The 25,179-nt window shown below is 62.4% G+C and carries 27 protein-coding genes and 2 pseudogenes; 17 read left to right on the top strand and 12 right to left on the bottom strand.

Translation table 11 applies throughout. The features are described 5' to 3' along the window. Positions 1-117 precede the first annotated feature (117 nt). Positions 118-723, bottom strand: a pseudogene (locus LOZ74_RS00565) (ATP-binding protein); the annotation flags it as partial. A gap of 45 nt (positions 724-768) precedes the next feature. Here LOZ74_RS00565 and LOZ74_RS00560 point away from each other — a divergent pair. The 3 genes from LOZ74_RS00560 to LOZ74_RS00550 all read left to right on the top strand — a co-directional run bounded on the left by LOZ74_RS00560 (position 769) and on the right by LOZ74_RS00550 (position 2,803). After that, on the top strand, positions 769-1,221 hold the full coding sequence (locus tag LOZ74_RS00560) for a hypothetical protein (RefSeq protein ID WP_230292445.1): 453 nt from the start codon (positions 769-771) through the stop codon (positions 1,219-1,221). Positions 1,222-1,952: 731 nt separating this feature from the next. Beyond that, positions 1,953-2,126, top strand: coding sequence for a hypothetical protein (locus tag LOZ74_RS00555; RefSeq protein ID WP_230292444.1), 174 nt, complete (start codon positions 1,953-1,955; stop codon positions 2,124-2,126). 62 nt (positions 2,127-2,188) lie between these two features. Beyond that, the gene (locus tag LOZ74_RS00550; RefSeq protein ID WP_370638857.1) at positions 2,189-2,803 is read left to right on the top strand and encodes a Fic family protein; all 615 of its coding nucleotides are present in this window, start codon (positions 2,189-2,191) and stop codon (positions 2,801-2,803) included. A gap of 8 nt (positions 2,804-2,811) precedes the next feature. On the opposite strand, the gene LOZ74_RS00545 is transcribed toward LOZ74_RS00550, so the two are convergent. Beyond that, positions 2,812-3,765 (bottom strand): IS1595 family transposase, encoded by a 954-nt coding sequence (locus LOZ74_RS00545; RefSeq protein ID WP_230293769.1) that lies wholly within the window; start codon positions 3,763-3,765, stop codon positions 2,812-2,814. A 104-nt stretch (positions 3,766-3,869) separates the two neighbouring features. On the opposite strand from LOZ74_RS00545, the gene LOZ74_RS00540 reads away from it, so the two are divergent. Both LOZ74_RS00540 and LOZ74_RS00535 read left to right on the top strand, forming a co-directional pair. Then, on the top strand, positions 3,870-4,100 hold the full coding sequence (locus tag LOZ74_RS00540; RefSeq protein ID WP_230292443.1) for a DUF6471 domain-containing protein: 231 nt from the start codon (positions 3,870-3,872) through the stop codon (positions 4,098-4,100). Beyond that, positions 4,055-4,888: a hypothetical protein gene (locus LOZ74_RS00535; protein ID WP_230292442.1), complete on the top strand. Its 834-nt coding sequence runs from the start codon at positions 4,055-4,057 to the stop codon at positions 4,886-4,888. Before LOZ74_RS00540 ends, LOZ74_RS00535 begins: the two co-directional genes overlap by 46 nt. A 95-nt stretch (positions 4,889-4,983) precedes the next feature. Here the strand turns inward: LOZ74_RS00535 and LOZ74_RS00530 are convergent. Next, positions 4,984-5,898, bottom strand: a pseudogene (locus tag LOZ74_RS00530) (YifB family Mg chelatase-like AAA ATPase); the annotation flags it as partial. A 213-nt stretch (positions 5,899-6,111) separates the two neighbouring features. On the opposite strand from LOZ74_RS00530, the gene rpmH reads away from it, so the two are divergent. From rpmH to yihA, 5 genes are all read left to right on the top strand, one after another. Beyond that, positions 6,112-6,246, top strand: coding sequence for a 50S ribosomal protein L34 (rpmH, locus tag LOZ74_RS00525; protein WP_230279416.1), 135 nt, complete (start codon positions 6,112-6,114; stop codon positions 6,244-6,246). Between the two features lie 255 nt (positions 6,247-6,501). Further along, complete coding sequence (rnpA, locus tag LOZ74_RS00520) at positions 6,502-6,900, top strand: ribonuclease P protein component (protein WP_230292441.1); 399 nt, start codon at positions 6,502-6,504, stop codon at positions 6,898-6,900. Further along, positions 6,897-7,106, top strand: coding sequence for a membrane protein insertion efficiency factor YidD (gene yidD / locus LOZ74_RS00515; RefSeq protein WP_230279418.1), 210 nt, complete (start codon positions 6,897-6,899; stop codon positions 7,104-7,106). Before rnpA ends, yidD begins: the two co-directional genes overlap by 4 nt. An 81-nt stretch (positions 7,107-7,187) precedes the next feature. Further along, positions 7,188-8,948 carry a membrane protein insertase YidC gene (gene yidC, locus LOZ74_RS00510; protein ID WP_230292440.1) on the top strand — a complete coding sequence of 587 codons (1,761 nt, stop codon included), beginning with the start codon at positions 7,188-7,190 and terminating at the stop codon, positions 8,946-8,948. Next, complete coding sequence (gene yihA, locus LOZ74_RS00505) at positions 8,945-9,622, top strand: ribosome biogenesis GTP-binding protein YihA/YsxC (RefSeq protein ID WP_230292439.1); 678 nt, start codon at positions 8,945-8,947, stop codon at positions 9,620-9,622. Before yidC ends, yihA begins: the two co-directional genes overlap by 4 nt. A gap of 13 nt (positions 9,623-9,635) precedes the next feature. On the opposite strand, the gene LOZ74_RS00500 is transcribed toward yihA, so the two are convergent. Beyond that, on the bottom strand, positions 9,636-10,328 hold the full coding sequence (locus LOZ74_RS00500) for a YitT family protein (RefSeq protein ID WP_230292438.1): 693 nt from the start codon (positions 10,326-10,328) through the stop codon (positions 9,636-9,638). Between the two features lie 222 nt (positions 10,329-10,550). Here LOZ74_RS00500 and LOZ74_RS00495 point away from each other — a divergent pair, with 222 nt between their 5' ends. Both LOZ74_RS00495 and LOZ74_RS00490 read left to right on the top strand, forming a co-directional pair. Beyond that, positions 10,551-11,393 carry a DUF4019 domain-containing protein gene (locus LOZ74_RS00495; RefSeq protein ID WP_230292437.1) on the top strand — a complete coding sequence of 281 codons (843 nt, stop codon included), beginning with the start codon at positions 10,551-10,553 and terminating at the stop codon, positions 11,391-11,393. 71 nt (positions 11,394-11,464) lie between these two features. Next, a complete protein-coding gene (locus LOZ74_RS00490) occupies positions 11,465-12,166 on the top strand; it encodes a glutathione S-transferase family protein (protein ID WP_230292436.1) in 702 nt (233 codons plus the stop codon). Positions 12,167-12,169: 3 nt separating this feature from the next. Here LOZ74_RS00490 and LOZ74_RS00485 read toward each other — a convergent pair whose 3' ends face one another. After that, complete coding sequence (locus LOZ74_RS00485) at positions 12,170-12,655, bottom strand: DUF2165 family protein (protein WP_230292435.1); 486 nt, start codon at positions 12,653-12,655, stop codon at positions 12,170-12,172. 133 nt (positions 12,656-12,788) lie between these two features. On the opposite strand from LOZ74_RS00485, the gene ligA reads away from it, so the two are divergent. Next, complete coding sequence (gene ligA, locus LOZ74_RS00480) at positions 12,789-14,942, top strand: NAD-dependent DNA ligase LigA (protein WP_230293768.1); 2,154 nt, start codon at positions 12,789-12,791, stop codon at positions 14,940-14,942. On the opposite strand, the gene LOZ74_RS00475 is transcribed toward ligA, so the two are convergent. Genes LOZ74_RS00475 through LOZ74_RS00460 form a run of 4 tightly spaced genes read right to left on the bottom strand, consistent with a single transcriptional unit; the run spans position 14,937 to position 18,106 of the window. Beyond that, a complete protein-coding gene (locus LOZ74_RS00475; RefSeq protein ID WP_230292434.1) occupies positions 14,937-15,632 on the bottom strand; it encodes a DUF2459 domain-containing protein in 696 nt (231 codons plus the stop codon). The genes ligA and LOZ74_RS00475 overlap by 6 nt on opposite strands. Then, the gene (locus tag LOZ74_RS00470; protein WP_230292433.1) at positions 15,593-16,498 is read right to left on the bottom strand and encodes a 50S ribosomal protein L11 methyltransferase; all 906 of its coding nucleotides are present in this window, start codon (positions 16,496-16,498) and stop codon (positions 15,593-15,595) included. The genes LOZ74_RS00475 and LOZ74_RS00470 overlap by 40 nt, the downstream gene beginning before the upstream one ends. Continuing rightward, positions 16,495-17,376, bottom strand: coding sequence for a subclass B3 metallo-beta-lactamase (bla, locus tag LOZ74_RS00465; RefSeq protein WP_230292432.1), 882 nt, complete (start codon positions 17,374-17,376; stop codon positions 16,495-16,497). Before bla ends, LOZ74_RS00470 begins: the two co-directional genes overlap by 4 nt. Next, the gene (locus LOZ74_RS00460) at positions 17,366-18,106 is read right to left on the bottom strand and encodes an SDR family NAD(P)-dependent oxidoreductase (RefSeq protein WP_230292431.1); all 741 of its coding nucleotides are present in this window, start codon (positions 18,104-18,106) and stop codon (positions 17,366-17,368) included. Before LOZ74_RS00460 ends, bla begins: the two co-directional genes overlap by 11 nt. Before the next feature lie 221 nt (positions 18,107-18,327). On the opposite strand from LOZ74_RS00460, the gene sdhC reads away from it, so the two are divergent. The 3 genes from sdhC to sdhA are packed head-to-tail and all read left to right on the top strand — an operon-like array spanning position 18,328 to position 20,952. Next, complete coding sequence (gene sdhC / locus LOZ74_RS00455; RefSeq protein ID WP_230292430.1) at positions 18,328-18,729, top strand: succinate dehydrogenase, cytochrome b556 subunit; 402 nt, start codon at positions 18,328-18,330, stop codon at positions 18,727-18,729. Between the two features lie 23 nt (positions 18,730-18,752). Then, a complete protein-coding gene (gene sdhD, locus LOZ74_RS00450) occupies positions 18,753-19,133 on the top strand; it encodes a succinate dehydrogenase, hydrophobic membrane anchor protein (protein ID WP_230279434.1) in 381 nt (126 codons plus the stop codon). A gap of 1 nt (position 19,134) precedes the next feature. Beyond that, positions 19,135-20,952 (top strand): succinate dehydrogenase flavoprotein subunit, encoded by a 1,818-nt coding sequence (sdhA, locus tag LOZ74_RS00445; RefSeq protein ID WP_230292429.1) that lies wholly within the window; start codon positions 19,135-19,137, stop codon positions 20,950-20,952. 72 nt (positions 20,953-21,024) lie between these two features. On the opposite strand, the gene LOZ74_RS00440 is transcribed toward sdhA, so the two are convergent. Next, positions 21,025-21,354, bottom strand: a complete 330-nt coding sequence (locus LOZ74_RS00440; protein WP_230292428.1) for a GFA family protein — start codon at positions 21,352-21,354, stop codon at positions 21,025-21,027. 192 nt (positions 21,355-21,546) lie between these two features. Beyond that, the gene (locus LOZ74_RS00435) at positions 21,547-22,434 is read right to left on the bottom strand and encodes a DMT family transporter (RefSeq protein ID WP_230292427.1); all 888 of its coding nucleotides are present in this window, start codon (positions 22,432-22,434) and stop codon (positions 21,547-21,549) included. Positions 22,435-22,531: 97 nt separating this feature from the next. On the opposite strand from LOZ74_RS00435, the gene LOZ74_RS00430 reads away from it, so the two are divergent. Continuing rightward, entirely contained in the window at positions 22,532-22,876 is a 345-nt protein-coding gene (locus LOZ74_RS00430; protein ID WP_370638856.1) for a DUF1294 domain-containing protein, read from the top strand. Here the strand turns inward: LOZ74_RS00430 and thrS are convergent, their stop codons facing one another. Then, the gene (thrS, locus tag LOZ74_RS00425) at positions 22,877-24,889 is read right to left on the bottom strand and encodes a threonine--tRNA ligase (protein WP_230292426.1); all 2,013 of its coding nucleotides are present in this window, start codon (positions 24,887-24,889) and stop codon (positions 22,877-22,879) included. Between the last annotated feature and the right edge of the window lie 290 nt (positions 24,890-25,179).

Raw genomic sequence — 25,179 nt, 5'->3', positions numbered from 1 at the left:
GGGAGGGTGGGCCAATGATCGGGGGCGAATAATCCTCGTTTACCCCTAGAGCGTGCAGGGGCAGTCGGTAGGGGGCAGGAATCGGTCTGGGGCGCGAATAATTATTGCGCGCGCCGGTCAGGCACGCGGAGCCTGACGGCGATAGCTCAGCGCCTCGGCAACATGGACGCGGCCGGTGGTTTCCGCACCCGCCAGATCGGCAATCGTGCGCGCCACGCGCAGCAGGCGGGTAAAGCCGCGCGCCGACAACCGCATTTTTTCCGCCGCATCCATCAGCAGCGCGCGCCCCGCATCGTCGGGCGTGGCGAACCGGTCCAGCGCCTCTCCATCCAGCGCGGCATTATTGCGCATATGGGTGCCGTTCAGGCGCGCATTCTGCACCGCACGCGCGGCGCGGACGCGGGCGGCGACTTCCCCGCTCCCCTCGGCAGGGGGCGGCAGGGCAAGGTCGCGGGCCGACACCGGTTCCACTTCGACATGCAGGTCGATACGGTCGAGCAGCGGGCCGGATACGCGGCTCTGGTAATCGGCGGCGCATTTCGGCGCGCGCGAACAGGCAAGCGCGGGATCGCCCAGATGGCCGCAGCGGCACGGGTTCATCGCCGCAACCAGCTGCACGCGCGCGGGAAAAGTGACATGCGCATTGGCCCGCGCCACGCTGACTTCGCCGGTTTCCAGCGGCTGGCGCAGCGAATCGAGTGCATTTCGTTGAAATTCCGGCATTATGTAGCAAACGCACCAACACGGTGATGGTCGCAATCACAGGCAATGCGCTATGTATCGCGTATGCAGACACACGCCATATCAGCCCTGCGTGACAAGCGCGGGGAACTCGCCGGACAGATCGACGCACTACAGGACCAGCTACGCCAAGCGATGATCGACTTGGACCACGTAGATTGCACCCTACGCCTATTCGATCCTGACATTGAACTGGACGAGATAAAGCCTAAGCCGCTGCCGCCACGACATCACGCCTTCAAGGGACAGGTAACGCGGTCGATCCTTGCCATGCTTCGTGCAGAGGGGGCAATGGATGCCAAGGCCATCACGTTACGGCTGATGGCAGAGCGCGACCTGAACTTGCAGGACAAGGCGCTACAGAAGGCCATGCAGAAGCGGATAGGGGCTGCACTGCGTAACCTGCGGGAACGGGCGCTGGTACAGTCTGAGAGGGGCGCGGGTGGCTTGCTGGTGTGGTCTATATGCCGGGTGAATTAATTCACCTGCTGGGTTGATCCTGCAGAATCTTGTGCCTAGAATCCGGCACAGTTCGAGCCACAAGAGTGGCCGCGCTGCCTGAGTTAGTTCCGGTTAGAAGTTGAAACTAAGCTGGCGAGGCCAACGGCGGGTGTGCTGACACACATTCTCCCACCGACCAAAGCGCCAGCGGCGGTAAGCACGCACGAAAACGCGCTTCATACGCCACCTCCTTTATTCACGTTGGGATAGACCCAACCCCTCCGAGGGGCCTCGCGCCCCTCGCCCTTTATCAAGGGGTCTGAGGCTGGAGGGTCGAACAAAGTGGCAGCGCGACCGCCATCCTTATCGAATCGTGGTTGCAGTTGAGTCAACCGCAACAGTCATGTTTTGTTCTGAATCGGTGGAAAGCGGTCGGCTATAGCCAGTCGATGATGCTCTGCACCGCCCATGCCAGCGAAAGCAGGTAGGCGGTTAGGAGTAGGGTGAACTCTAGGCGTAGGGGCATGATGGTCGAGATCTCCACAAGTTGTGGACAAATCCACAGGCTGTGTATAAAATACACTTGACACACAGATAATGCTGCTTCGCGCTATTGCTGCATCACGTGGTGTTAGCGTATTTCTTTGAACAACGGGGGTATCGTAGATAATGGCAATTGTCTACGAGTGAGGGGCGGTCACAGTTTCTTAACTGGAACCGCCGGAGTGTCTCCGGCGTTACTGTAGTAGAAACCCAATAGGAGGCCCTGAATGACTGAGGAACTCAAGAATGCTCTTGATGCTCTAAAGGGGCAAAAAATGTCTGCTGAGGAACTTGAGGCCCAGCGCCTCAGCTTCGTCTATGGCAACGCCCCAAAGGAAGATAAAGGGACGAAAGAGGATGTGCGGAGGTCTTTGACAGAGCCGGATTACGCCACCGCATAATTTTTTAACTTGAAGACGGCACAAAAGCCCGGCCATTAGAGGCCGGGTTTTTTATTGTCGGGGTGGGTGTGGGATTATTCATAGAGCCTGAATCAGAACCGGGCGCGTTTGTATCAAAGCAAAATCGCGCGCGGCAGTTCGATTTCCTTCACACAAGCTGGGTAATCGCTACCTATGGCGTCGGCTTACAGATCGACCATGAGTTTGTTTGCGAACTTAACCGGTACGCAACTCACTACATTTCACCACAACCGGGTCAGTACAGACGGCATTACAATGTAAGAGTTGGCGAACACAGGCCTTCTGAGTGGTACTTGGTCTATGAAGAAATGGACCAATTTCTAGAGGTTCTAAATTCTAATTGGGGGAAGTGGGACGCAGTCATGCTGGCTGCCTACGCACTGTGGGGTGTGTGCAATATTCATCCATTTGCAGACGGTAATGGACGCGCAGCCAGGGCACTTTGCTACTTCGTGTTTTGCCGCAAGCAAGGAGCATGGCTTCGAGGACGTGTTGCGTTTATCGAATTAATCAAAGAGCATCGTGACAATGATTACTGTGCAATCTTGCAACGTATGCACGACGCTAAGACCGATGGAATGTTAACGAACTTAGATGAGATGACAGCATTCCTAAATGAGATGATTTTAGCCCAGTTGGCGACGGCTGACAGCTAAACTGCAAGCTAGCGTTGCCAATACCCCGCCCACTGGCGGCTCTGACGCGCTTCCATGGCGGCACCAGCGACCAGCATTGCCTGCGAACCGTTGCACTTGCGGCGGTTGTTCTCGCGCCACGCTGCCTCGCCTGCATAGGCATGGAGATACGGTCCAGCGATATGGTGATGAGTGCCGACTTCCATGCGGCGAAGGCGGGAGAAGTAACTTTCCGCCTGATTGGTGCAGGCACCGTCAGCAGAATAGGCCAGCGAATGATTGATGCGCCAAGTCTGCCAGCCAGCGTGAAGCGCATCCCAGCTTGAAGCTTCGTCAGCATGGATCACTGCAAGGTTGTCAACGCGATCACGAACATAGGGCACTGCATCACCTTCCTGACGCACCACGAAGGGCAGCGCACGGCCTCCACGCTCGCGCATGATGACAACGCACTGGCGCTTGCCGGTCTGGTTCACGGCAAGGCGACGGTCCTTGCGATCTTCCTTGTGGTTCTCAGGGCGAACGTGACCGCCAAAATAGGCACCGTCCATTTCGACAGTGCCGCCCAGCTTGGCGTCAGCCATTTCACGCGCCATCGCTTCGCGCAGCTTATGGAACAGCACGAAGGCGGTCTTATACTGAACGTCCAGATCGCGGCTTGCCTGTAGGGCGCTGATGCCCTTGGCACCGTTCACGAAGATCACGATAGCCGCCAGAAGATCGGTGAACGACAGCTTGCGCGAGGCAAAGATCGTGCCGCTGGTGACGCTGAACTGGTGATGGCAGGCAACGCACTTGAACTTGCGGCGGGTGGCAATGTTGTAGGATTCGACACAGCCGCAACGCGGGCAAACCGCTTCGCCTTCCGTCTCCGGCCAGCGCAGTTCGCAAAACGTGCGATAGGCCGCATCCTCACCCATGCGGAAAACCTTCTTGAGTGAGAGGCTGCGGGCCTGTGCCGAGAGAAGAAAGTGCTGTGCCATATCATCGTTTCCAGTGCTTATGCACTGTATATGATGGCAATAAGCCATGTTGTCAATGATAAACGTATCGCCTATGATGGCATAAAGCATCATTGGAGATAGCAATGCCCGTGCAGGAAAAGGAATGGGAGGACCGGGTGAAGGGTCTTCTGAAAGCCGAATTGAAGCGTCGGAACGTCACCTATGCCGAACTTGTCGGTAAGCTGGCGGATATTGGCGTGATGGACTCTGAGCCGAATATCAGGAACAAGATCAGCCGGGGCAAATTTACGGCGGTGTTTCTCGTTCAATGTCTAAACGCTATCGGCTGTTCTTCATTGCAGTTGCAGGATTAATCTTATCCGGGGCTAGCGCTCCACCAGAAAGCGATCAGAACGCCGAAAACAGCCAAACTGAGAACGAGATTTCGGAAGCGCTTGGGCGCATTGAGCGAGCGATCTCCAATATCGAGATACCAACGGACGAAAATCCAGCTTGCGATCCCGGCGAAGATAATCGCAATTCCGACCTTTGCGCTCAATGGAAGGCTGCGGACTCGGCTCGCGAAGCTGCTAGCTATGCGTGGGCGGGCTTGCTCGTCGGTATAGTTGGCACTGCTATGCTCATCTGGACTTTTCTGGAGCAAAGGCGGACCTCCAGGGCCCAACTCCGAGCCTATATAGCGGTCGACGCGGTGACGCTTTACCTCAACCCCGAGACTGGCGAGGCTGTCGCGGATCTGCAAATCAATAACACCGGTCAGACACCAGCTTTTCACACAGTATGGGCAGGGAATATCCGAATTGCGGATGATGGCCAAATTGAACGCGATTTGGCGGTTACAAGCCGAGAGCAGGCTCAAGGTATCGGTAGGCCAACAGAAACTGCCGTCTCCAATGGCCGACCCGCGAACGCCACCATCTACTCTAACGAACCGCTCACTCAAGAGCAGATTGACGCTGGCGTTAGGGGAGAAAAGGCCCTCTACGTCTTCGGATATGTTTGGTACGAAGACGCGTTCGGGAAAAAGCGCGTCACCGAATTTTGTTTCCGCGCCTATGAAGTCCCGCCCTCCAGTCCCAAGGTCAACGATCCTGTCGAGATGCGTTGGTACATGGCCCCGTTCCATAACAACGCTACCTAGCGCCCGCGCAGAGTTCGCACCGCAAACGATGACAAGCAGCATCGCGCAGATAGATAACCATCTACGCATTGGTGCGCTTGCTACATAATGCCGTGAAATTCAGGCAATTCGTCGAGGAACAGCACGCCCAGATGGGCAAGGCTTACTTCTCTGGGCCTGATTTTCAGCCCGCCGCCCGTCAGCGCCGCGATGCTGGCCGAATGATGGGGCGCGCGAAACGGGCGCGCGCGGCTGATGCGGCCATCCTGCAGCAACCCCGCTACCGATTGCACCATCGATGTTTCCAGCACTTCCTCGGTCGTAAGGTCGGGCAGGATTCCCGGCAGGCAACTGGCCATCAGCGATTTGCCCGCGCCCGGCGGCCCGACCATCAGCAGGTTATGCCCGCCCGCCGCCGCGATCTCCAGCGCGCGCTTGGCGGTTTCCTGCCCCTTCACCTGTTTCAGGTCGGGGCCAAGGGCGCGATCGGCCAGCTCGCCCTTTTCGGGAACAGGCAATTGCTGGACGCCTTTCAGATGGTTGAGCAGGCTGACCAGATCGGGGGCGGCAACGACGGCGGTCTCGCTCGCCCAGCGCGCTTCGGACCCTTGCGCGGCGGGGCAGATCAGCGCCTTGTCCTCGGCCGCGGCATGGATCGCGGCGGGCAACACGCCCGAGGATGCGACGATTCGCCCGTCCAGCGCCAGTTCGCCCACCGCGACATAATCCGACAATTGCTCGCCATCGGTCACGCCCATGGCAGCCAGCAGGGCCAGCGCGATGGGCAGGTCGAAATGCGATCCTTCCTTGGGCAGGTCGGCGGGCGACATGTTCACGGTGATGCGCTTGGGCGGCAGGGCCAGACCCATCGCGGCCAGCGCCGCGCGCACGCGTTCGCGGCTTTCGCTCACGGCCTTGTCGGGCAGGCCGACAATCTGAAACGCGGGAAGCCCGGATGCCAGCTGGCATTGAACTTCCACGCGGCGAACCTCGAGGCCAAGATAGGCCACCGTCTGCACCAGCGCGACCATGTTTGAGACATATCCTTGCGACCCTGTTGCCATCGGCTATGAATCAGCATCGAGGGCACTGTCCAGCCCGCTTGCCGCTTGACTCACAGCTGTAACATCAGTAACCGCGCCCCCAGCAGAGGCTGCCTCTTGATCGGGCGGCCCTTTTTGTTGGCACTGCGCGGTTACACTGCTGCGGTGTCGGAAACGCAGTCAGACTTTGGGAATTTCACCATGAAGCGCACTTTTCAGCCGAGCAATCTCGTGCGTAAGCGTCGCCACGGTTTCCGCGCCCGCACCGCCACCGTTGGTGGCCGCAACGTGCTGCGCGCCCGTCGCGCCCGCGGCCGCAAGAAGCTGAGCGCCTGAGGCTTTTCAGCCTTACGTTCACGCGATTCGCGAGATTATCAAAGCGCCGGCCGGGTTCGCCCGTGCCGGCGTTTTGTTTTGGGAATGCGTCTGATCGGCCACGCTACGCGCTGCCTGCGCGCGGCACCGGCCCACTCCCCCTCCCGACCACCCATGGCACTATCCCGTCGGGGTGGCCGGGAGGGGGAGCGGACCGTTCCATCGAGGGCAGCGATAAATCTCCCAATCCCCTCGCTGACGGCTTAGCCTGACCTTATGACCACCACCCCCGCCCCCGGCGTGATCCGCAAGCGCAGCGATTTCCTTGCCGCGAACAAGGGTTTGCGCGTGGCGCGGCCCGGTTTCGTGTTGCTGGCGCGGCCCAATGGGCTGGAGCCGGATTCGATGCGGTTCGGGATTACCGTCACCAAAAAGATCGGCAATGCCGTCGTGCGCAACCGGATGAAGCGGCGTTTCCGCGAATTGCTGCGGGCCGAATTGCCGCTGCACGGGCTGGCCGGTCACGACCATGTGCTGATCGGCCGGGACGGCGGGATAGAGCGCGATTTCACCCTGCTGCGCGAGGAATTGCGCGCCGCCCTTTCGCGTGCCCGCGAGGGTAAGGGCGATCCGCCGCGCCGGAGGAACCCGGCACGCAAGGGCCCGAAACGATGAAATATATCTTCATCGCCATCGCCCGCCTCTGGCAGCTGGGTCCCTCGCGCATTTTGCCACCTTCTTGCCGGTTTACGCCGTCCTGTTCGGAATATGCGATTCAGGCGCTTCGCAGGCATGGCACGATTAAGGGTGGATGGCTGGCGACGAAGCGACTATTGCGCTGCCACCCTTGGGGCGGGTGTGGCCATGATCCGGTTCCGTAACCGGCAATAGTGGCAACTCAGTTTTTTGGACGTGCGACCGTTTTCGCGGCGCCTGAATTTTAGATCGACTGGATTGGGATTTTGGAAAACCAGCGCAATATCTTGGTCGCACTGGTCCTTGTGGCCGTGCTGCTGTTCGGCTGGGATTCGGCCATGCAGTATTTCTATCCGCAACCCGCGGTAGAAGCCCAGCAGGCCGCGGCCGCCGACGATGCGACATCTTCGGGCCGCAACCGCGAGGGCGGGCTGACCAATGCCGCCGATATAGAGGAAGAGGCCCGCGATCTTGAAACGCAGCTGGCCGATGCAGGGCGCGTGGCCATCGCCGCGCCGTCCATCGAAGGGTCGATCAACCCCGTCGGCGCGCGGATCGACGATCTGACGCTGAACCGCCACCGCCAGACGGTGGACAAGGATTCGCCCCCCGTCCGCCTGTTTTCTCCCAATGGCACGCCCGCGCAATATTTCACCCAGTTCGGCTGGGTCGGCGAAGGCGTAGCCGTTCCCGCCGCCGATACCGTCTGGCAGACCGAGGGCGAGGCGCTGACCCCCGAAACGCCCGTCACCCTGCGCTGGGACAACGGCCAAGGGCAACGTTTCACCATCCGCCTCGAGGTTGATGACAATTATCTGATCACCGCAACCCAGACCGTCGCCAACACCGGCAGCGGCCCCGTGGTGGTGCAGCCCTATGGCTTTATCAACCGCACCAGCCGCACCGCCAGCAGCGATATCTGGAACGTGCAGTCAGGCCCGCTGGCCGATGTGGACGGATCGGTCGATTTCGGCACCGATTACGACGATGTGGACGATGCCAGGGTGGTCAATCTGCAAGGCCGGTCGGAATGGCTGGGCTTTACCGATATCTACTGGCTGTCGGCGCTGATCCCCGACAATGGCGACGCCGCCGACGGTTCGTTCCGCGCGCTGGGCGACCAGCATTACCGCGCCGATCTGATTTATGACGCCGTCACCGTGCAGCCCGGCAAACAAATATCGCGCACCACGCGCCTGTTCGCCGGCGCCAAGGAAAGCGACGTACTCGAAGCGTATGACGAGGCCGGGATCGACCGTTTCAGCCTGTCGATCGACTGGGGCTGGTTCCGCTGGTTCGAAAAGCCGATCCTGTGGCTGCTGAAATCGCTGGCCAATGCAGTCGGCAATTTCGGCGTGGCGATCATCCTGCTCACCGTCATCGTGCGCGGGATCATGTTCCCCGTCGCGCAGAAACAATTCGCCAGCATGGCCGCGATGCGCGCGCTTCAGCCCAAGCTGAAGGGCCTGCAGGAACGGTACAAGGACGACAAGCAAACGCTTCAGCAGGAAATGATGAAGCTGTACAAGGAAGAGAAGGTGAACCCGCTGGCGGGCTGCCTGCCGATGTTCCTGCAGATTCCCGTCTTTTTCGCGCTGTACAAGGTGTTGCTGATCGCCATCGACATGCGGCACCAGCCCTTTATCCTGTGGATCAAGGATCTGTCCGCGCCCGATCCGCTGCATATTCTGAACCTGTTCGGCCTGCTCGATTTCAACCCGCCGGGCTTCCTTGCCATCGGCGTGCTGGCGCTGCTGCTGGGGCTGACCATGTTCCTGCAGTTCCGCCTGAATCCCGCGCAGATGGACCCGGCGCAGCAGCAGATCTTCATGATCATGCCATGGGTGCTGATGTTCGTGATGGCGCCCTTCGCGGCGGGTCTGCTGATCTACTGGATCACCTCGAACACGCTGACCATCGCCCAGCAGAAATATCTCTATTCGCGCCACCCGCAGCTTAAGGAAATCGCCGCGCGCGAAGCCGAAGAGAAAAAGCGCAAGGCGGAAGAAGCAAAGGCGAAAGCGTGAGCGAGGACCTGACGCCCGAGGAAGCAGATCGCCGCGCTGAATACGAAGAGCGCGCGCGCAAACTGTTCTCGGGCCCCGTCACATTTCTGCTCAGCGCGCCGCAGCTGAAATTCCTGCCCGAACCGACGGTGCCGGAAATCGCCTTTGCGGGCCGGTCGAACGTGGGCAAATCCTCGCTGCTGAACGCGCTGACGGGGCGCAAGGCGATCGCGCGCACCTCGGTCACGCCGGGGCGCACGCAGGAGCTGAACTATTTCGACGTCGGCGGGGGCGAGGATACTCCGGTGCAGTTCCGGCTGGTCGACATGCCCGGATACGGTTTTGCCAAGGCGCCGCTGGCCGTGGTGAAGAAATGGCGCTTCCTCGTGAATGATTATCTGCGCGGGCGGCAGGTGCTGAAACGCACCCTGCTGCTGATCGATGCGCGCCACGGCATCAAGCCGGTGGACCACGAAATCATGGAAATGCTCGACGCGGCGGCGGTGTCCTATCGCATCGTCCTGACCAAATCCGACAAGATCAAGGCAAGCGAGCTGGAAGACGTCACCGCCCGCACGCTGGCAGAGGCCCGCAAACATGCAGGGGCCTATCCCGAAATTTCTGTGACGTCCTCGGAAAAGGGCATGGGCATCGCCGAACTGCGCGGCTTTGTGCTGGAGAGTGCGGAGATTTGAGCGCCCCCCCCGCTCAATAACCCACATATCTCCCCGGCCGGTGGTTCACCATCAGGATCGAATTGATCGCCAGCGCCGACAGGACCGAGATCAGGAACGGCAGCCAGTCCAGAGTGACGAGTGACGCGGTCAGGATCGCGGCATCGCCGATCATTTGCGTGCGGCCCGCGTTCCACCCCTTCGTCTTCATCAGCGCCAGCGCGACGATACCCGAACCGCCCACACCCGCGCCGTGGCGGGCCAGCGACAATATGCCCAGCCCCGCCATCCAGCCGCCGATCAGCGCCGCGAACAGGGGATTCACGCTATCGGTCACGATGCCCCACGGCACCACCATGCCCAGCACCATGATCGCCACATTGGCAAGCAGGGTCTTGAACGCAAAGGACCGCCCCATGAAGCGCGCGGCCAGAAAGAAGAACGGGATATTGATGACGATGAACAGGGTCGTCGCGGGCAGCGGCACCAGATAGCTGGCCAGCAGCGCCACGCCCGCCATGCCGCCCGTAACCAGCCCCGCCTTGTGCAGCAGCACCACGGCAAAGGCGATCATGCTGCTGCCGATCACGATGGCATAGCAGTCCTCGGCCAGCGAATGGCGCATCAGGTCGCGCACCGGCGCATGTTCGGCGGCGCGTTCAGCGGTGGCGCACTCGTCGGTGGCGCACCCGTCGATGGCTGGCGATATGTCGGTTCGCTGCTGCATGGCGTCCTTCGAAAAACGAAACGGCCAGGCATCCTCTTGTCATCCCCCTCGCACAGCCTTGGCGGCGTGCTGCGGGAAGAGGCGCTTTTGCGCATTCGCATGGCCATGCGCAAGCCCCGATTGCGGCTGCGCAATATATGGAAAGGCGACTGGAAAGCGCGCGCACTCCACCCTATGCTGGGTGCCGGTGATGGGGCAATACCGGCAAAGAGGGGCAATCGAATGAGCGCGGAATATCCGGCCCTGACAGAGCGGGAAAAGGAAACGCTGCGCCTGTTGCTGGCAGGGCACGAGGCGAAATCGATCGCGCGAGAGCTGGATCTGTCGGTCCATACGGTGAACGACCGGCTGCGCAATGCCCGCGCCAAGCTGGGCGTGAACAGCAGCCGCGAAGCCGCCCGCAGGCTGGCCGAGATCGAGGGCGACCCCCAATTTTCAGGGGCACCCGAATTTTCTGCGCACACACCGCAAGCCGCGCCCGAATCGCTGGCGCACAACGCATTCGGGGTCGAATCCGCAAACGGGGAACAGGCACAAGAGGATCAGTCAACAACCGGCCGCAAGAAAGGACATCCCCTTATGTGGCTTTCAGGAGGAATGATCATCATGTCGCTTATCATCGCTGCCATCGCGCTTTCGTCGATCACCGGAACGACCGGCGCACCCGCCGGAAACGCCGCGCAGACCGCCCCCGTACAAATGCAGGCCGCTGCCGAGACCGAAGGCGCCAGCGCCGTCGCCGCGCGTGGCTGGCTGGCCCTGGTCGACAGCAGCCAGTGGGAACAGAGCTGGGAAACCGCGGGCACCATGTTCAAATCGCAGCTGACCGCGGCGCAATGGACCGAAACGGTCCAGCCCGTCCGCCAGCCGCTGGGCGCGCTGGTATCGCGCCAGCTGGCCAGCACGAACCTTACCGACAGCCTGCCCGGCGTGCCCAAGGGCGAATATGCCGTGCTGCAGTTCCGCACCGACTTTACCGATATGAAGAACACGGTCGAAACCGTTACTCTGGTCAAGGAAGCATCGGGCTGGGCCGTGGTCGGCTATTTCATCAAGCCCGCCTGATCCGGCGCCGAAATGCAATGCGGGATTAGATCGCTCGACTTCACGGTCGTGCAGGTCTAATCCCGCGCCCCATGAAACTGATCATCGGCAACAAGAACTATTCCAGCTGGTCCCTGCGCGGATGGCTTGCTGCGAAACAGTCCGGCCTCTCGTTCGAAGAGATCACCGTCAATATCAGCGGTGAGGAGTGGGAGGATGCCAAGAAGAACTGGGGCGATGTCCAGCCGTCCAGCGGCAAGGTGCCGATCCTGTGGGATGGCGAAGTCGTTATCTGGGACAGCCTGGCCATCCTCGAATATCTCGACGACAGGATCTGCGAGGAAGCCCAGCACGCCCGAAAGGACATTTTGGCGGGCAGCCGGTTCTGGCCCAAGGACCCCGTCGCGCGCGGCTTGTGCCGTTCGATGGTCGCCGAAATGCACAGCGCCTATCAGGCGCTTCGCCGCGAACTGCCGATGAATGTGCGCCGCCGGGTCGAAGGGATCGATCTGTCGGACGAGGCCAAGGGCAATATCGTGCGCATCCTTTCGCTTTGGGCAGAGGCGCGGTCGCGTTTCGGTTCGGGCGGGCCGTTCCTGTTCGGCAGCTATTCTGCCGCCGACATCTTCTATGCCCCCGTCGTCAGCCGGTTCATGACCTATGGCATCGGCGTTCCCAAATTCGCGCAGGCCTATATGGAAGCGGTCTGGGAACATGACTGGATGCAGGAATGGATCGCCGGAGCCGAGGAAGAGGACTGGCGGATCGAAGCGTTCGAGGTCGCGGCGCAATAGGCGTCAATCCCCGCGCTGGCTGATATAGATCAGGCTGGCCATCGCGATCCCGCCATAGATCCACGATCCCATCATCGGCCCTTCGCCCAATGGCATCTGCCATAGCTGATAGCCTGCGACCGCAATCCCCTGAAACAGGCCCCACCAGTTCAGCACCGCGCAGCCCAGCCCGATCTTGCTGATTGCCTTGCCGCGTTCGAACGCGCCCGCATCGGCACCGCGCAGCGCGAACAGGCGCCATCCGCCATACAGGCACAGCACGCCCGCCGCCGCCTCCAGCGCAAAGACCAGCACCATGGCCACAACGATCAGGAAGGGCGGCGGCACCGGCAGCAGGGTCACGGGATAGGCCGTCTGGTCGGCATGGCTGGTGGTATAGGTGAAAAAGGCAAATGCCTCGCCGATATTCGCCAGATTATGCGCGACGTACAGCAGCGCGATAAGTCCGACGATTGCGCTGATCAGCGCCTTCAGAATCCGGTCGACCATGCTAACAGTCCCCCCTGATCGATGCGCCCCTGATGGCGGGGGTTACCACAGGCTGGACGAAAGGGCGAAACGCGTGACCGGTGATAAAGCGGCGCTGGACGGAATATCGGAAGCGGATGCCGCGAACGAGCTGATGCGGCTGGCGCGGCAGATCCGCCATCACAACCGGCTGTATCACGCCGATGACGCGCCCGAGATTCCGGATGCGGAATATGACGCGCTGGTCCGCCGCAATGCCGAGCTGGAAGCGGCATTTCCCCATCTGGTGCGGCCCGACAGCCCTTCGCAGGACGTGGGCCACGAAATCGCCGCCTCGCCCTTGTCAAAGGTGACGCACGAGGTTCGGATGATGAGCCTCGACAATGCGTTCGACGACGAAGAGGTTGCCGATTTCGTGGCCCGCGTGCGGCGCTTTCTGGCACTGGGCGCGGACGAACCGGTGGCCTTCACGGCCGAGGACAAAATCGACGGGCTGTCCTGCTCGCTCCGTTATGAAGGCGGCAGGCTGGTGCGCGCGGCGACACGCGGCGACGGGCAGGTGGGCGAGGATGTGACCGCCAATGTCGCCCATATCGCGGATATTCCGCAAGCGCTGGACGGCGACGTGCCCGATGTGTTCGAGGTGCGCGGCGAAGTCTATATGGAACGCGCCGCCTTTGCCGCGCTGAATACCGCGCTGATGGACGAAGCCCGCGCGAAGGCCGAGGCAAAAGGAGAGGGTTTCGACCCCGAAAGCGTCCGCCAGTTCGCCAATCCGCGCAATGCCGCCGCCGGATCGCTGCGGCAGAAGGACGCGAATGTCACCGCGAAACGCCCCTTGCGCTTCTGGGCGCATGGCTGGGGCGCCGCCAGCGATGTTCCCGCCGCCACCCAGCACGATATGGTCCGCATGCTGCAAGGCTGGGGCCTGCCCGTATCGCCCGATTTCCGCATCTGCCATTCGCTGGAGGAGATGTATGCCGCCTATCGTTCGATCGCCGGGGGGCGGCCCGACCTGCCGTATGAGATCGACGGCGTGGTCTATAAGGTCGACCGGCTGGACTGGCAGCAACGGCTGGGCTTTGTGGCCAAGGCGCCGCGCTGGGCACTGGCGCGCAAGTTTCCGGCCGAGCGGGCCGAGACCGTGGTGGAAGCCATCGACATTCAGGTCGGCCGCACCGGCAAGCTGACCCCCGTGGGCCGCCTTGCCCCCGTGCTGGTGGGCGGGGTGACCGTCACCAATGTCACCTTGCACAACCGGGACGAGATTGCGCGGCTGGGCGTGCGCCCCGGCGACCGCGTGGTGATCCAGCGCGCGGGCGACGTGATCCCGCAAGTGGTCGAAAACCTGACACGGGATGAGGACCGCCCCGCCTTCCCCTTCCCCGACCATTGTCCCGAATGCGGCAGCGAGGCGGTGGCCGAGGAAGGCGAGGTCGATGTGCGCTGCACCGGCGGGCTGATCTGCCCTGCCCAGCGGACCGAACGGCTGAAGCATTTCGTCTCGCGCGGCGCGCTTGATATCGAGGGGCTGGGCGAGAAGACCATCGACGAATTTTTCGCGCTCGGCTGGCTGGAAAGCCCCGCCGATATCTTCCGCCTGAAAGACCGGCGCGCCGAGATTCTTGCGCTGGAGGGGTGGCAGGACAAGTCTGTCGATAATCTGTTGGCAGCGGTGGAAAACAAGCGCCAGCCCGATGCGGCACGCCTGCTGTTCGGGCTGGGCATCCGCCACATCGGCGCCGTTACGGCCCGCGATATTCTGAAAGGCATCGGCGATATCCGCCTGCTGCCTGCCAAGGCGCGGGAACTGTTCGATTATCGCCAGAACAACCCGCGCGGTCCCGCCGAAGCGATCAGCCCGTTCAAGACGCGCATGGCGGACAAGGCCAAGAACGTGCTGGGCGGCGCGGACGGCATCGGCTGGGCCGTGGGCGAGGCGCTGGCCGATTTCTTTCACGAGGATCACAACCGCGACGTCTGGAACGATCTGATCGGCGCAAAGGCGGGCGAAGGCGTGGTCGATCCCCCGTCCTATGTGGTCGAAACCACCGCCAGCCGCGTATCGGGCATGACCGTGGTGTTCACCGGCAAGCTGGAAACCATGAGCCGCGACGAAGCCAAGGCACAGGCCGAACGTCTGGGCGCCAAGGCCGCCGGATCAGTCAGCGCCAAGACCGACCTGCTGGTCGCGGGCCCCGGCGCGGGTTCAAAGCTGAAAAAGGCCGAGGAACTGGGCATCGAGGTCATCGACGAAGCCGGTTGGGCCGCGATCGTGGCAGAGGCGGGTCAGGCCACACGCTCATAAAGGCCGCTCCACCCATTTCATCACCGATCCGGCAAAGGGCGTCCACGCGCCCGTCGGGATACCGGCGCGGCGCAGGCTTTCGCCCGTCCATTCATTGCAGGTGCGGTACAGCGTATAGGTCCCGCGCGCGTCATAGAACACGTCCTGCGGGCCATAGCCAGCATAATGCCGCCGCTGCCCCCGCAGCGGCAGATCGCGCAGCAGGGCACGGACCAGCGCGCGATATTGCGCGGGGCTGATGCGCAGCGGCCGGTAATGCTCCGACGGCTGCGGGTTCACCCAATGCTCGACATGCATCAGCCCCTCACCCCCGAAACCCGCCACGCGCAACACCAGCAGCGGCGACAGATCGGCCCATGTCGGCGTGTCGAGAAACACCTCGCGCTGGCCCCAGCTGATACCGATATGCGTATAGGGGCGCGCCGGTTCGGCCAGATCGGTGACAGGGAAGACGCGGTGCCAGTCGAGGCCATCGGCGCGGACGGGCACCACCACCGACGTATGCACGCCATTGGTGGCGATCATGATATCGATGCCGTCTTCAGAAGCGGCAAATTGCCGATGGGCGGGAAAGGACGACCCGATCCATCCGCACAGGAAATAGGCGCCGATGGCCAGCGCGGCCCAGCCCGATGCCCCGCGAAGGAGCCTTAACGCGCGCTGCGCCGCCGGAGCCACAGGATCGACCAATCGCCATTCACCGCCCGCCGCGCCAGCCGAAAGCCCGCCCGAAACGCCGCGCGCCGCACGGCCTGTTCCTGCGTCGTCAGCAGACCTGCCAGCACCAGATGGCCGCCCGGCGCGCAGATTTTGGCAAAATCGCCTGACAATTCGATCAGCGGCCCCGCCAGAATATTGGCGATTACCAGATCATAGGGCGCGCGTGCCTGTATCAGCGGCGAATCGCAGCCTGCCGCCACTGTCATCACCAGCTGGCCCGCGCCGCCGCCCATGGCAAAGCCGTTGGCCTGCGCGTTATGTTCCACCACTTGCGTGCAGACAGCATCGATATCCGATGCCAGCGCCAGCGCGCGAGGCCACATATCCATCGCGGCAAAGGCCAGCAGCCCCGTGCCCGTGCCGATATCGGCGATATTGCGCACCACCGCGCCCTCACGCTTCATCAGCGACAGCATTTCAAGGCAGCCCGCCGTCGTCTCGTGCTGGCCGGTGCCGAATGCCTGGCTGGCGGGGATCAGCAAATCGCGCACCCCTTCCTGCTCCGCAGGCGGAAAATCGGGCGTGTGCACATGGAACCGCCCCGCGCGGATCGGCTGCGTCAGGTTCTGGCTGACGACCAGCCAGTCGGTATCGGGCAGCTTCTCGACCTCCAGCGCGGGCGCGCCATAGGCGAACAGACCCGTCACCGCCGCCTTGTCGGCCTTGGTCGGCTTTCGCGGCAGCCATGCCTCAAGCTTCCATTCAAGCGGCTTGTCCTCGGCAATCTCGCTGCCCGCGATAACGATTTCGGGATCCCAGTCCCACACATCCTCATGCGCGACAAGGGCAGCCTGCACCACGTCGCGCGGGGCATGGGCGACGATCTTCCAGCTCATTGCGCGGCCTCTTCCGCCAACAGCCGGTCAAGCCCTGCCCCTGCCCGTCCGGCATAGGCGCTGCAAGCCGACGCATCGACCAGCGGCTGATCGCCCCTGATCCGCTCGGCCATGAAGGTCGCCTGCGGATGCGGGCTCATCACGATATCGCAGGGCAGGGCCGCGACCGTGGCAAAGGCGGCGCGTGCATCCGCCACGCGATCGGGATGATCGGTAAAACGATATCCCCCCAGCCCGAAGGTCGTCAGCGAATCGACATAGGCGATTCTGGCGCATATGCCGTTCGCGCAGCTTTCCCACGTGTAACTGGCCGAACCCGGCGCATGGGCGGGCGTGGCATGGACGGTAATCGCAATCGGTCCAACCTCGACCACGTCTCCGTCAGACAGGATGCGCGACACCGCAACCGGCGCCATTGCGGGCAATTCGGCCGCCTGCGGATCGTCGGGATCGGGCTGGCCGCTTTCCAGCACCGTCGCAGCCCGCGCAAGCGCGGCAACCGGCGCCCCCGTCAGCTGCGACAGCGCCGACAGGCCGCCCGCGTGATCGAAATGTTCGTGGCTGACAAGGATCTGCTTCACATCGGTCAGCGCAAAGCCAAGGGCCGCGATATTGGCGGCAATGACCGGCACGCCCGCCGCATCCGCCGCGTCGATCACCACATGTCCTTCGGGCGATGCGATCAGCAGCGCGGTAATGCCGCAGGTGCCCACGTCATAGACATTGCCGAATATGTGGACGGGCGGTGCCGGATCGTCCCACCCGCGCCCGTTGCAATCGCCCAATACGCCCGCCGGTTCATGGTCGGGACGATCCTGCGCGGCGGCAGGCAGGGCGGCAAACAATGCCAGTAATACGGCGGCGACCCTAACGGACATAGCTTGCCCCGTTCGCATCCAGCACGGACCCTGTCATGCTGGGCGGCGCGTCAGTGGCGCAAAATGCGGCGATGGCGGCGATTTCCGCCGGTTCCGCCACGCGGCCCAGCGGAATATCGGCCAGCAATCCGGGCCCGCCCCGCGATGCGAGATAATCGCCCGACCCTTCTTGTGACGAGTCGGTAAAACCCGGGCAGATCGCAAAGGCCAGAATGCCGTGCCCCGCATAGGCGCGCGCGATCGTCTTGGTCATCGCCACTTCGCCCGCCTTGGCCGCGGCATAGTGCCAGTGATCGGGCGAATCGCCGCGATAGGCGGCGCGGCTGGCGATATTGACCAGCCTGCCCGCCACGGGGTCCCGCGGTTCCTTCAGCCATTGGCGCACCGCCAGCCGCGACAATTGCGCCGCGCTGGTCAGGTTGATGCGCAGGCACCGCTCCCACTCGGCCAGCCAATAGGCATCGGTATTGTCGATGGGACTTGCCTCGAACACGCCGGCATTATTGACCAGCACGTCGATGCGCCCGCCCGCCATATCGACGGCGCGATCCCACAACAGCGCCGTTTCGCCCGCGTCGCCCAGATCGGCGGCGACGCCATCCGTGCCCTCGATCCTTGTGCCGTGGCGGATCACGCGAAAGCCGCGCGCCTCGATCGCGCTGGCGATGGCCGCACCGATCCCGCGCGAGGAACCGGTGACAAGAGCGGTGGGGCGGGCTGCGTTTTCCATCGGGCAAGCGGTAATGCGCGCCGCTTCACCCGACAAGCCCCGTGGCGGCGGACTGCACCGCAGGAAATGCGAACGCTTCGCAAAGGCCGGAAATGCGCGATAAATCCTTGCCTAGGGCGCGCTGTCCTGCCATTCGCGCCCGCAGCACTATTCAATTTGCGGCGCGGATTCCGAACAGGCGGTGTCCTTCCTGCGCTGCCCATCGCAGGGGATTGAAATCCATGGCGCATCCCAAAGGCAGCATTGCCCGCCCGCTTTCGCCGCATCTGTCGATCTGGAAATGGGGTCCGGCGATGGCCGCCTCGATCCTGCATCGCGTGTCGGGCAACGGTCTGGCGGTCGCGGGTGTTCTGGTGCTGCTCTGGTTCGTGGGCTCGCTCGCGGCTGGCCCTGCGGCGTATGAAACCTTTACCGGCGTGATGGGCAGCCCGATCGGCATGATCGTTCTGGTCGGCATCAGTTGGGCGTTTTTCAACCATCTGTGCAGCGGCATCCGCCACCTCGTGCTGGACGTGGGCGCGGGTTACGAAGTCGATCGCAACAATCGCTGGTCCATCATCAGCATGCTGCTGGGCATTCTGCTGACCGTCCTGTTCTGGGCGGTGATCCTGTTCGCCAAGTGATTCAAGGGACGGGGATTAGATAAATGGGTAACGGAACTCGTATCGGCCGCGTTCGCGGGCTTGGCTCCTCGCATCACGGTGCGCATCACTGGCTGCTGCAGCGCTTTACCGCCGTCGGCAATCTGGTGCTGGTGCTGTGGCTGGTGTTCAGCCTCGCCACCATGCCCGATTATTCCTACGGCACGGTCTATGGCTGGCTTTCCAGCCCGTTTGCCGCCACCGCCATGGTGCTGCTGATCGTTTCTACCTTCTGGCATGCGCGTCTGGGCATGCAGGTGATGATGGAAGATTACCTGCATGGCGCGAACCGCTTTGCCGTGCTGCTGCTCCTCAATCTCGTGTTTGTCGCGCTGGGCGTCTTTGGCGTCATCAGCGTGATCCGCATCGCGCTGGGAGGCGCGTAAGATGGCCGATACCAATACCCCCGCCTACAAGATCATCGACCACACCTATGACACTGTCGTCGTGGGTGCGGGCGGTTCGGGCCTGCGCGCCACCATGGGCAGCGCCGAGGCCGGTCTGAAGACCGCCTGCATTACCAAGGTGTTCCCCACGCGCTCGCATACCGTGGCGGCGCAGGGCGGCATTGCTGCATCTTTGGGCAACAACACGCCCGACCACTGGACGTGGCACATGTACGACACCGTCAAGGGGTCGGACTGGCTGGGCGACCAGGACGCCATCGAATATATGGTCCGCGAAGCGCCGCAGGCGGTGATCGAGCTCGAGCATGCGGGCGTGCCGTTTTCGCGTAACCCCGAAGGCACGATCTATCAGCGCCCGTTCGGCGGCCACATGCAGAACATGGGCGAAGGCCCGCCGGTGCAGCGCACCTGCGCCGCCGCCGACCGTACCGGTCACGCCATGCTGCACGCGCTGTATCAGCAGTCGCTGAAATATGACGCGGATTTCTACATCGAATATTTCGCCATCGACCTGATCATGGTGAACGGCGAGTGCAAGGGCGTGATCGCCATCTGCCTCGACGACGGTTCGATCCACCGCTTCCGCGCCCATGCGGTCGTCCTCGCCACCGGTGGCTATGGCCGTTGCTATTACACCGCAACCTCGGCGCACACCTGCACCGGCGATGGCGGCGGCATGGTCCTGCGCGCGGGCCTTCCGCTGCAGGACATGGAATTCGTGCAGTTCCACCCCACCGGCATTTACGGCGCGGGCGTTCTGATCACCGAAGGCGCGCGCGGCGAAGGCGGTTATCTGACGAACAGCGAAGGCGAGCGGTTCATGGAACGCTATGCCCCTTCGGCCAAGGATCTTGCGTCGCGCGACGTGGTCAGCCGGTCGATGGCGCTGGAAATCCGTGAAGGTCGCGGCGTCGGCAATGACAAGGACCACATCTTCCTCCACCTCGATCATATCGATCCCAAGGTGCTGGCCGAACGGCTTCCGGGCATTACCGAAAGCGGCAAGATCTTTGCAGGCGTCGACCTGACCCGTCAGCCGCTGCCGGTGGTGCCGACGGTGCATTACAATATGGGCGGCATTCCGTGTAACTATCACGGACAGGTCGTGACCATCGGCGCGGACGGCGATCCGGAAACCGTGGTCCCCGGTCTTTACGCCGTGGGCGAAGCGGCCTGCGTGTCGGTCCATGGCGCGAACCGCCTCGGCTCCAACTCGCTGATCGACCTTGTCGTGTTCGGCCGCGCGACCGGCCATCACCTGAAAGAAACGATCAAGCCCGGCACGGCGCATGCCAACCTGCCCAAGGACAGCGCGGATTTCGCCCTGTCGCGGCTCGACCATTTCCGCCATTCCAAGGGCGGTTCGCCCACTGCTGTCATCCGCGACGAAATGCAGCGCACCATGTCGGCCCACGCCGCCGTGTTCCGCACCGACGAGTCCATGGCCGAGGGCAAGGAAAAGCTGGCCGGCACCTATAAGCGGATGGAAGATGTTTCCGTGGCCGACAGGTCGCTGATCTGGAACAGCGATCTGATCGAGACGCTGGAGCTGGACAACCTCATCTCGCAGGCCACCGTCACCATGCATTCGGCCTTCAACCGCAAGGAAAGCCGCGGCGCCCATGCGCACGAGGATTTCCCCGAGCGCAACGATGCCGAATGGATGAAGCACACCGCCAGCTGGTTCGACGGCTGGGGCGGCAAGGGCGGCGCCGTGAAGCTGGACTATCGTCCGGTGCACGAATTCACGCTGACCGACGATGTGGACTATATCAAACCGAAGAAGCGCGTTTACTGATCCGCGCGTCCGGTTTGGACGGATAGGGAAAGGGCCGGAGGCTTTGCGCTTCCGGCCCTTTTTTGTGCGGCATCAACTCTTACTTCGCCCTAACAATCCCTTGATGCGCCGCCATGCCAGCCGGGGAAGCCATTCGTGGATCATGCTTGCCGAGCTTTGTTTCTCACTATTTGCCACAAAGTGATAGAAGGCCGGATTGACGTCGGAAAAGATTTCACGGGCGATGTAGAAGTCGCGCGCTTTGAACAAACCCGCCGAAATGGCAAGTTCCGGACCGTCGACAGGCCGATGGAAAATATGCGTTCCGCAGTTGCTGCAAAACCCCCTTTCGGCAAAACCGGAGGAACGGAATATTTTCAGCGTGGCACCTGAAACCTTTGCTTCGGGCACCTGAAGGGACATCCATGGCCCGCTGTTCCAGCGTCTGCACATGGCACAGTGGCAGACGCCTATATCATTCGCCCTTGCCGGAACGCTTACTATAACGATGCCGCAAAGGCAGTGGCCGGTCCGCTGAGGTGAATCGTCGTCGCTAGGCATGTATTTCTCCAATACAGGGCCAAGTTCAGCATCGGCCGTATGGTTTGAAGCTGACTACAACCTCGTCCGTACCAGCATCGCCTTCAGATAGTTCCGCCCCGGCCGCAGCACGATCATCAGCACGCCCGCTGCCGCGACCAATGCGCCCGCGATCAGTTCGGGCCCGACATGGTCCCCCGTCAGCCACACGCCTAGCAGCACGGTGAACACCGGCGTCATCAGGGTCAGCGGCGCAATCAGGTTTACGTCGTGCTGGGTGATCATCCGGAAATACAGCGTATGCGCCCCGACCGATACGATCAGCCCCGAAAACAGCACTGCCGCCAAGGCCCCCCACGGCTCCATCCTGACGGCAACAATCTGCCCTTCCTCCAGCGCCAGCGACAGGGGTAGCAGAACGATGGCTGACACCGCGCCTGCCCATGCCTGCATGCGCAATGGCTCCAGCGTCACACGCTTCAGCCCGACATTGCCCAGCGCGCCGACCACCGCAGACGCGCCCACGAACAAAAGGCCGATACTGCTCTGCCAACCCGATGGCGAGGCAACCGCGATCCCTACGCCCAGAAAGGTCAGCGCAATGCCCATGGCGCGGCGCCAGTGCACCTTTTCGCGCAGCAGCAGGATCGCGAACAGCACCGTTAGGGGCGCGCCCGACAGGTTGACGATACCGGCGGCGGAAGGGCTCGCATCGGTCAGCCCGATGAACATCAGCGCAAAGGACCCCCCGCTCACCGCCAGCGCGACGGCGGCGATGAACAGGAACCGGTCGGGCAAGGGCCGCAGCCAGGGCGCGAGCGCCAGCGCCACGATGGCCGACCGCACCGCCGCATAGAACATCGGCGGCATGACAAGATCGCTGACCGCCAGCTTCGACACCACGACATTCAACGCCCAGACAAGGCAAATCGCGACCAGCAGCAGGAAACTGCGCGGGTTCACGAGTGACGGGCCGGAAATTTATGACGACAGCGTATCATGATCGCAGTTCTATGCTGCCCTATAGTTATGAGGCCCGATAGCGAAAGCATGGGGTCCGTTGACGGATTTGCAATATATTTCCGCGCAGATCACGGTCGATCGTTTTGGGAGTCGACGTGTCTTGCTTCAGGAATATGGCCTTTATTTAGGAATGCTTGCTTTGGTGATGATCAACGTCTGGACGATGATCGCCTTTTGGGAAGACAAGCAATGCGCCATTGCAGGGCGCAGGCGCACGCCCGAGGCTACGCTGCTGAACCTTGCCGCCATCGGCGGATCGCCCGGGGCTTTCCTTGCGCGCCATCTGTTCCGTCACAAGACGCGCAAGGAGCCGTTTTCAACCTATCTGCAAGTCATCGCCGTCATACAGGCGGGCCTGCTGGTCGGATTTTTCCTCTGGTAATCACCGCAGATCGGGCGCGGTCGTCTCTGCCCTCAGCATGGCGATCGCCTCGTCCAGCGAGCAGAATTTCTGCTGCTGTTCGCCCAGCGTGCGGATCGCGACCGTGCCTTCCTCCGCCTCGCGCTTGCCTACGACGAGCAGATGCGGAACCTTGGCGACCGAGTGTTCGCGGACCTTGTAGTTGATCTTCTCGTTCCGCAGATCGCTTTCCACGCGGATACCGGCGGCCTGCAATTTCGCTACCACCTCGTGCGCGTAATCGTCGGCGTCGGACACGATGGTCGCCACCACCGCCTGCACCGGCGCTAGCCACACGGGCAGCTTGCCGGCGAAATGTTCGATCAGAATGCCGATGAACCGTTCGTAGGAGCCGAAAATCGCGCGGTGCAGCATGACCGGGCGGTGTTTCTCGCCATCCTCACCCACATAGGTGGCATCAAGCCGCTCGGGCAGAACACGGTCGGACTGGATCGTGCCCACCTGCCAGGTGCGGCCAATGGCGTCGGTCAGGTGCCATTCCAGCTTGGGCGCATAGAACGCGCCTTCGCCCGGCAGCTCTTCCCAGCCATATTCCTCGGTGGCGAGCCCCGCCTCGATCACTGCGTTGCGCAGCTCGTCCTCGGCCTTGTCCCAGTCGGCCTCGCTGCCGAAACGCTGTTCGGGGCGCAGCGCCAGCTTGATCGAATAGGTAAAGCCGAAATCCTTGTAGACGCGGTCGGCCAGTTCGCAGAAGGCGCGGACTTCTTCGACGATCTGGTCTTCGCGGCAGAAAATATGCGCATCGTCCTGCGTGAACTGGCGCACGCGCATCAGCCCGTGAAGCGCGCCATGCGGCTCGTTCCGGTGGCAGCAGCCGTTTTCATACAGCCGGATCGGCAATTCGCGATAGCTGGTGATGCCCTGCTTGAACACCAGCACATGGGCCGGACAGTTCATCGGCTTCAGCGCCATCCAGTCGGCATCGTGGCTGACGACGGGGCCTTCGTCTTCCACGTTCGGCACCTCGTCGGGCACGACGAACATGTTTTCGCGATACTTGCCCCAATGGCCCGATTTTTCCCACTGGCGCGCGTCCATCACCTGCGGGGTCTTGATCTCCTGATAGCCCGCCGCGTCGATGGCGCGCCGCATATAGGCCTCAAGCTCGCGCCAGACCTTATAGCCGTTGGGATGCCAGAAAACGCTGCCATGCGCCTCTTCCTGCAAGTGGAACAGGTCCATCTCGCGCGCCAGCTTGCGGTGGTCGCGCTTGGCGGCTTCTTCCAGACGCATCAGATGCGCGTTCAGCTGCTTCTTGTTGAGCCAGCCGGTGCCATAGATGCGCGTCAGCTGCGCGTTTTTCTGGTCGCCGCGCCAATATGCGCCGGCAACCCGCATCAGCTTGAACGCCTGCGGGTCCAGCTTGCCGGTCGAGGGCAGATGCGGCCCGCGGCACATGTCGAGCCATGCGCCCTCGCTGTTCGGCTGGCCCGACCAGTATACGGTCAGCTCCTCGCCTTCAGGAAGCTCGGCGGCCCATTCGGCCTTGAACTTTTCGCCCTCGGCATTCCAGCGGTCGATCAGCTGCTGGCGCGACCAGACTTCGCGCACCAGCGGCTTGTCGGCCTTGATGATCTCGCGCATCTTTTCCTCGATCGCGGGAAGATCCTCCATGCCGAACGGCTCGCGGGTCGCGGGGGCCATCACGTCGTAATAGAACCCGTCGTCGGTCGCGGGGCCAAAGGTGATCTGCGTGCCGGGCCACAATGCCTGCACCGCCTCTGCCAGAACATGGGCGTAATCGTGGCGCACGAGTTCGAGGGCATCTTCCTCGTCCTTTGCGGTCACCAGAGCCAGCTGCGCATCGCCTTCAAAGGGGCGCCCGATATCGCGCAATTCGCCGTCGACGCGCGCGGCAATCGCCGCCTTGGCAAGGCCGGGGCCGATGGCGGCGGCCACATCGGCGGGGCTGGAGCCCGCCGGCATTTCGCGCACCGAACCGTCGGGCAGGCTGATCTTCAGAAGTTCGCTCATAATCTCTCGGGCCGATCAAAAGGGCAGAGGCGCGCCATGGCACAAGCGCGGCCAAGCCGGAAGGGGCGGCGTCAGCGAAAAACGGGCAATTTCGGGAAGAGACGCCATCTGCCCGAACCTGCGGGCCACGGCGGCAGCGTTCAGCGCGCGACCGACCATGCCCGGGCAAAGCCGGTGGTAGTCGTTGTCGTGGATTTGCGCTGCTGCATCATGATGCCGGTTAGATAGTGACGGCACGCGCAAAAGTCATCCCGCAAAAGCACCTGTGCAGATCGTGTCATGGCTGCACG

The sequence above is a fragment of the Croceicoccus sp. Ery5 genome (genome assembly GCF_020985325.1).
In the GTDB taxonomy this organism is placed as follows: domain Bacteria; phylum Pseudomonadota; class Alphaproteobacteria; order Sphingomonadales; family Sphingomonadaceae; genus Croceicoccus.
The sequence above is the reverse complement of the archived record's forward strand: the minus strand, read 5'-3'. Positions and strand labels throughout refer to the sequence as shown.

What these genes read in the sequence shown, in the direction of transcription:
- LOZ74_RS00560 (WP_230292445.1), top strand. Translation starts at nt 769, where the DNA reads ATGCGCTATGTATCGCGTATGCAGACACACGCCATATCAGCCCTGCGT.
- LOZ74_RS00555 (WP_230292444.1), top strand. Translation starts at nt 1,953, where the DNA reads ATGACTGAGGAACTCAAGAATGCTCTTGATGCTCTAAAGGGGCAAAAA.
- LOZ74_RS00545 (WP_230293769.1), bottom strand. Translation starts at nt 3,765, where the DNA reads ATGGCACAGCACTTTCTTCTCTCGGCACAGGCCCGCAGCCTCTCACTC.
- LOZ74_RS00540 (WP_230292443.1), top strand. Translation starts at nt 3,870, where the DNA reads ATGCCCGTGCAGGAAAAGGAATGGGAGGACCGGGTGAAGGGTCTTCTG.
- LOZ74_RS00535 (WP_230292442.1), top strand. Translation starts at nt 4,055, where the DNA reads ATGTCTAAACGCTATCGGCTGTTCTTCATTGCAGTTGCAGGATTAATC.
- rpmH (WP_230279416.1), top strand. Translation starts at nt 6,112, where the DNA reads ATGAAGCGCACTTTTCAGCCGAGCAATCTCGTGCGTAAGCGTCGCCAC.
- rnpA (WP_230292441.1), top strand. Translation starts at nt 6,502, where the DNA reads ATGACCACCACCCCCGCCCCCGGCGTGATCCGCAAGCGCAGCGATTTC.
- yidD (WP_230279418.1), top strand. Translation starts at nt 6,897, where the DNA reads ATGAAATATATCTTCATCGCCATCGCCCGCCTCTGGCAGCTGGGTCCC.
- LOZ74_RS00500 (WP_230292438.1), bottom strand. Translation starts at nt 10,328, where the DNA reads ATGCAGCAGCGAACCGACATATCGCCAGCCATCGACGGGTGCGCCACC.
- LOZ74_RS00495 (WP_230292437.1), top strand. Translation starts at nt 10,551, where the DNA reads ATGAGCGCGGAATATCCGGCCCTGACAGAGCGGGAAAAGGAAACGCTG.
- LOZ74_RS00490 (WP_230292436.1), top strand. Translation starts at nt 11,465, where the DNA reads ATGAAACTGATCATCGGCAACAAGAACTATTCCAGCTGGTCCCTGCGC.
- LOZ74_RS00485 (WP_230292435.1), bottom strand. Translation starts at nt 12,655, where the DNA reads ATGGTCGACCGGATTCTGAAGGCGCTGATCAGCGCAATCGTCGGACTT.
- ligA (WP_230293768.1), top strand. Translation starts at nt 12,789, where the DNA reads ATGCGGCTGGCGCGGCAGATCCGCCATCACAACCGGCTGTATCACGCC.
- LOZ74_RS00470 (WP_230292433.1), bottom strand. Translation starts at nt 16,498, where the DNA reads ATGAGCTGGAAGATCGTCGCCCATGCCCCGCGCGACGTGGTGCAGGCT.
- bla (WP_230292432.1), bottom strand. Translation starts at nt 17,376, where the DNA reads ATGTCCGTTAGGGTCGCCGCCGTATTACTGGCATTGTTTGCCGCCCTG.
- LOZ74_RS00460 (WP_230292431.1), bottom strand. Translation starts at nt 18,106, where the DNA reads ATGGAAAACGCAGCCCGCCCCACCGCTCTTGTCACCGGTTCCTCGCGC.
- sdhC (WP_230292430.1), top strand. Translation starts at nt 18,328, where the DNA reads ATGGCGCATCCCAAAGGCAGCATTGCCCGCCCGCTTTCGCCGCATCTG.
- sdhD (WP_230279434.1), top strand. Translation starts at nt 18,753, where the DNA reads ATGGGTAACGGAACTCGTATCGGCCGCGTTCGCGGGCTTGGCTCCTCG.
- sdhA (WP_230292429.1), top strand. Translation starts at nt 19,135, where the DNA reads ATGGCCGATACCAATACCCCCGCCTACAAGATCATCGACCACACCTAT.
- LOZ74_RS00440 (WP_230292428.1), bottom strand. Translation starts at nt 21,354, where the DNA reads ATGTCCCTTCAGGTGCCCGAAGCAAAGGTTTCAGGTGCCACGCTGAAA.
- thrS (WP_230292426.1), bottom strand. Translation starts at nt 24,889, where the DNA reads ATGAGCGAACTTCTGAAGATCAGCCTGCCCGACGGTTCGGTGCGCGAA.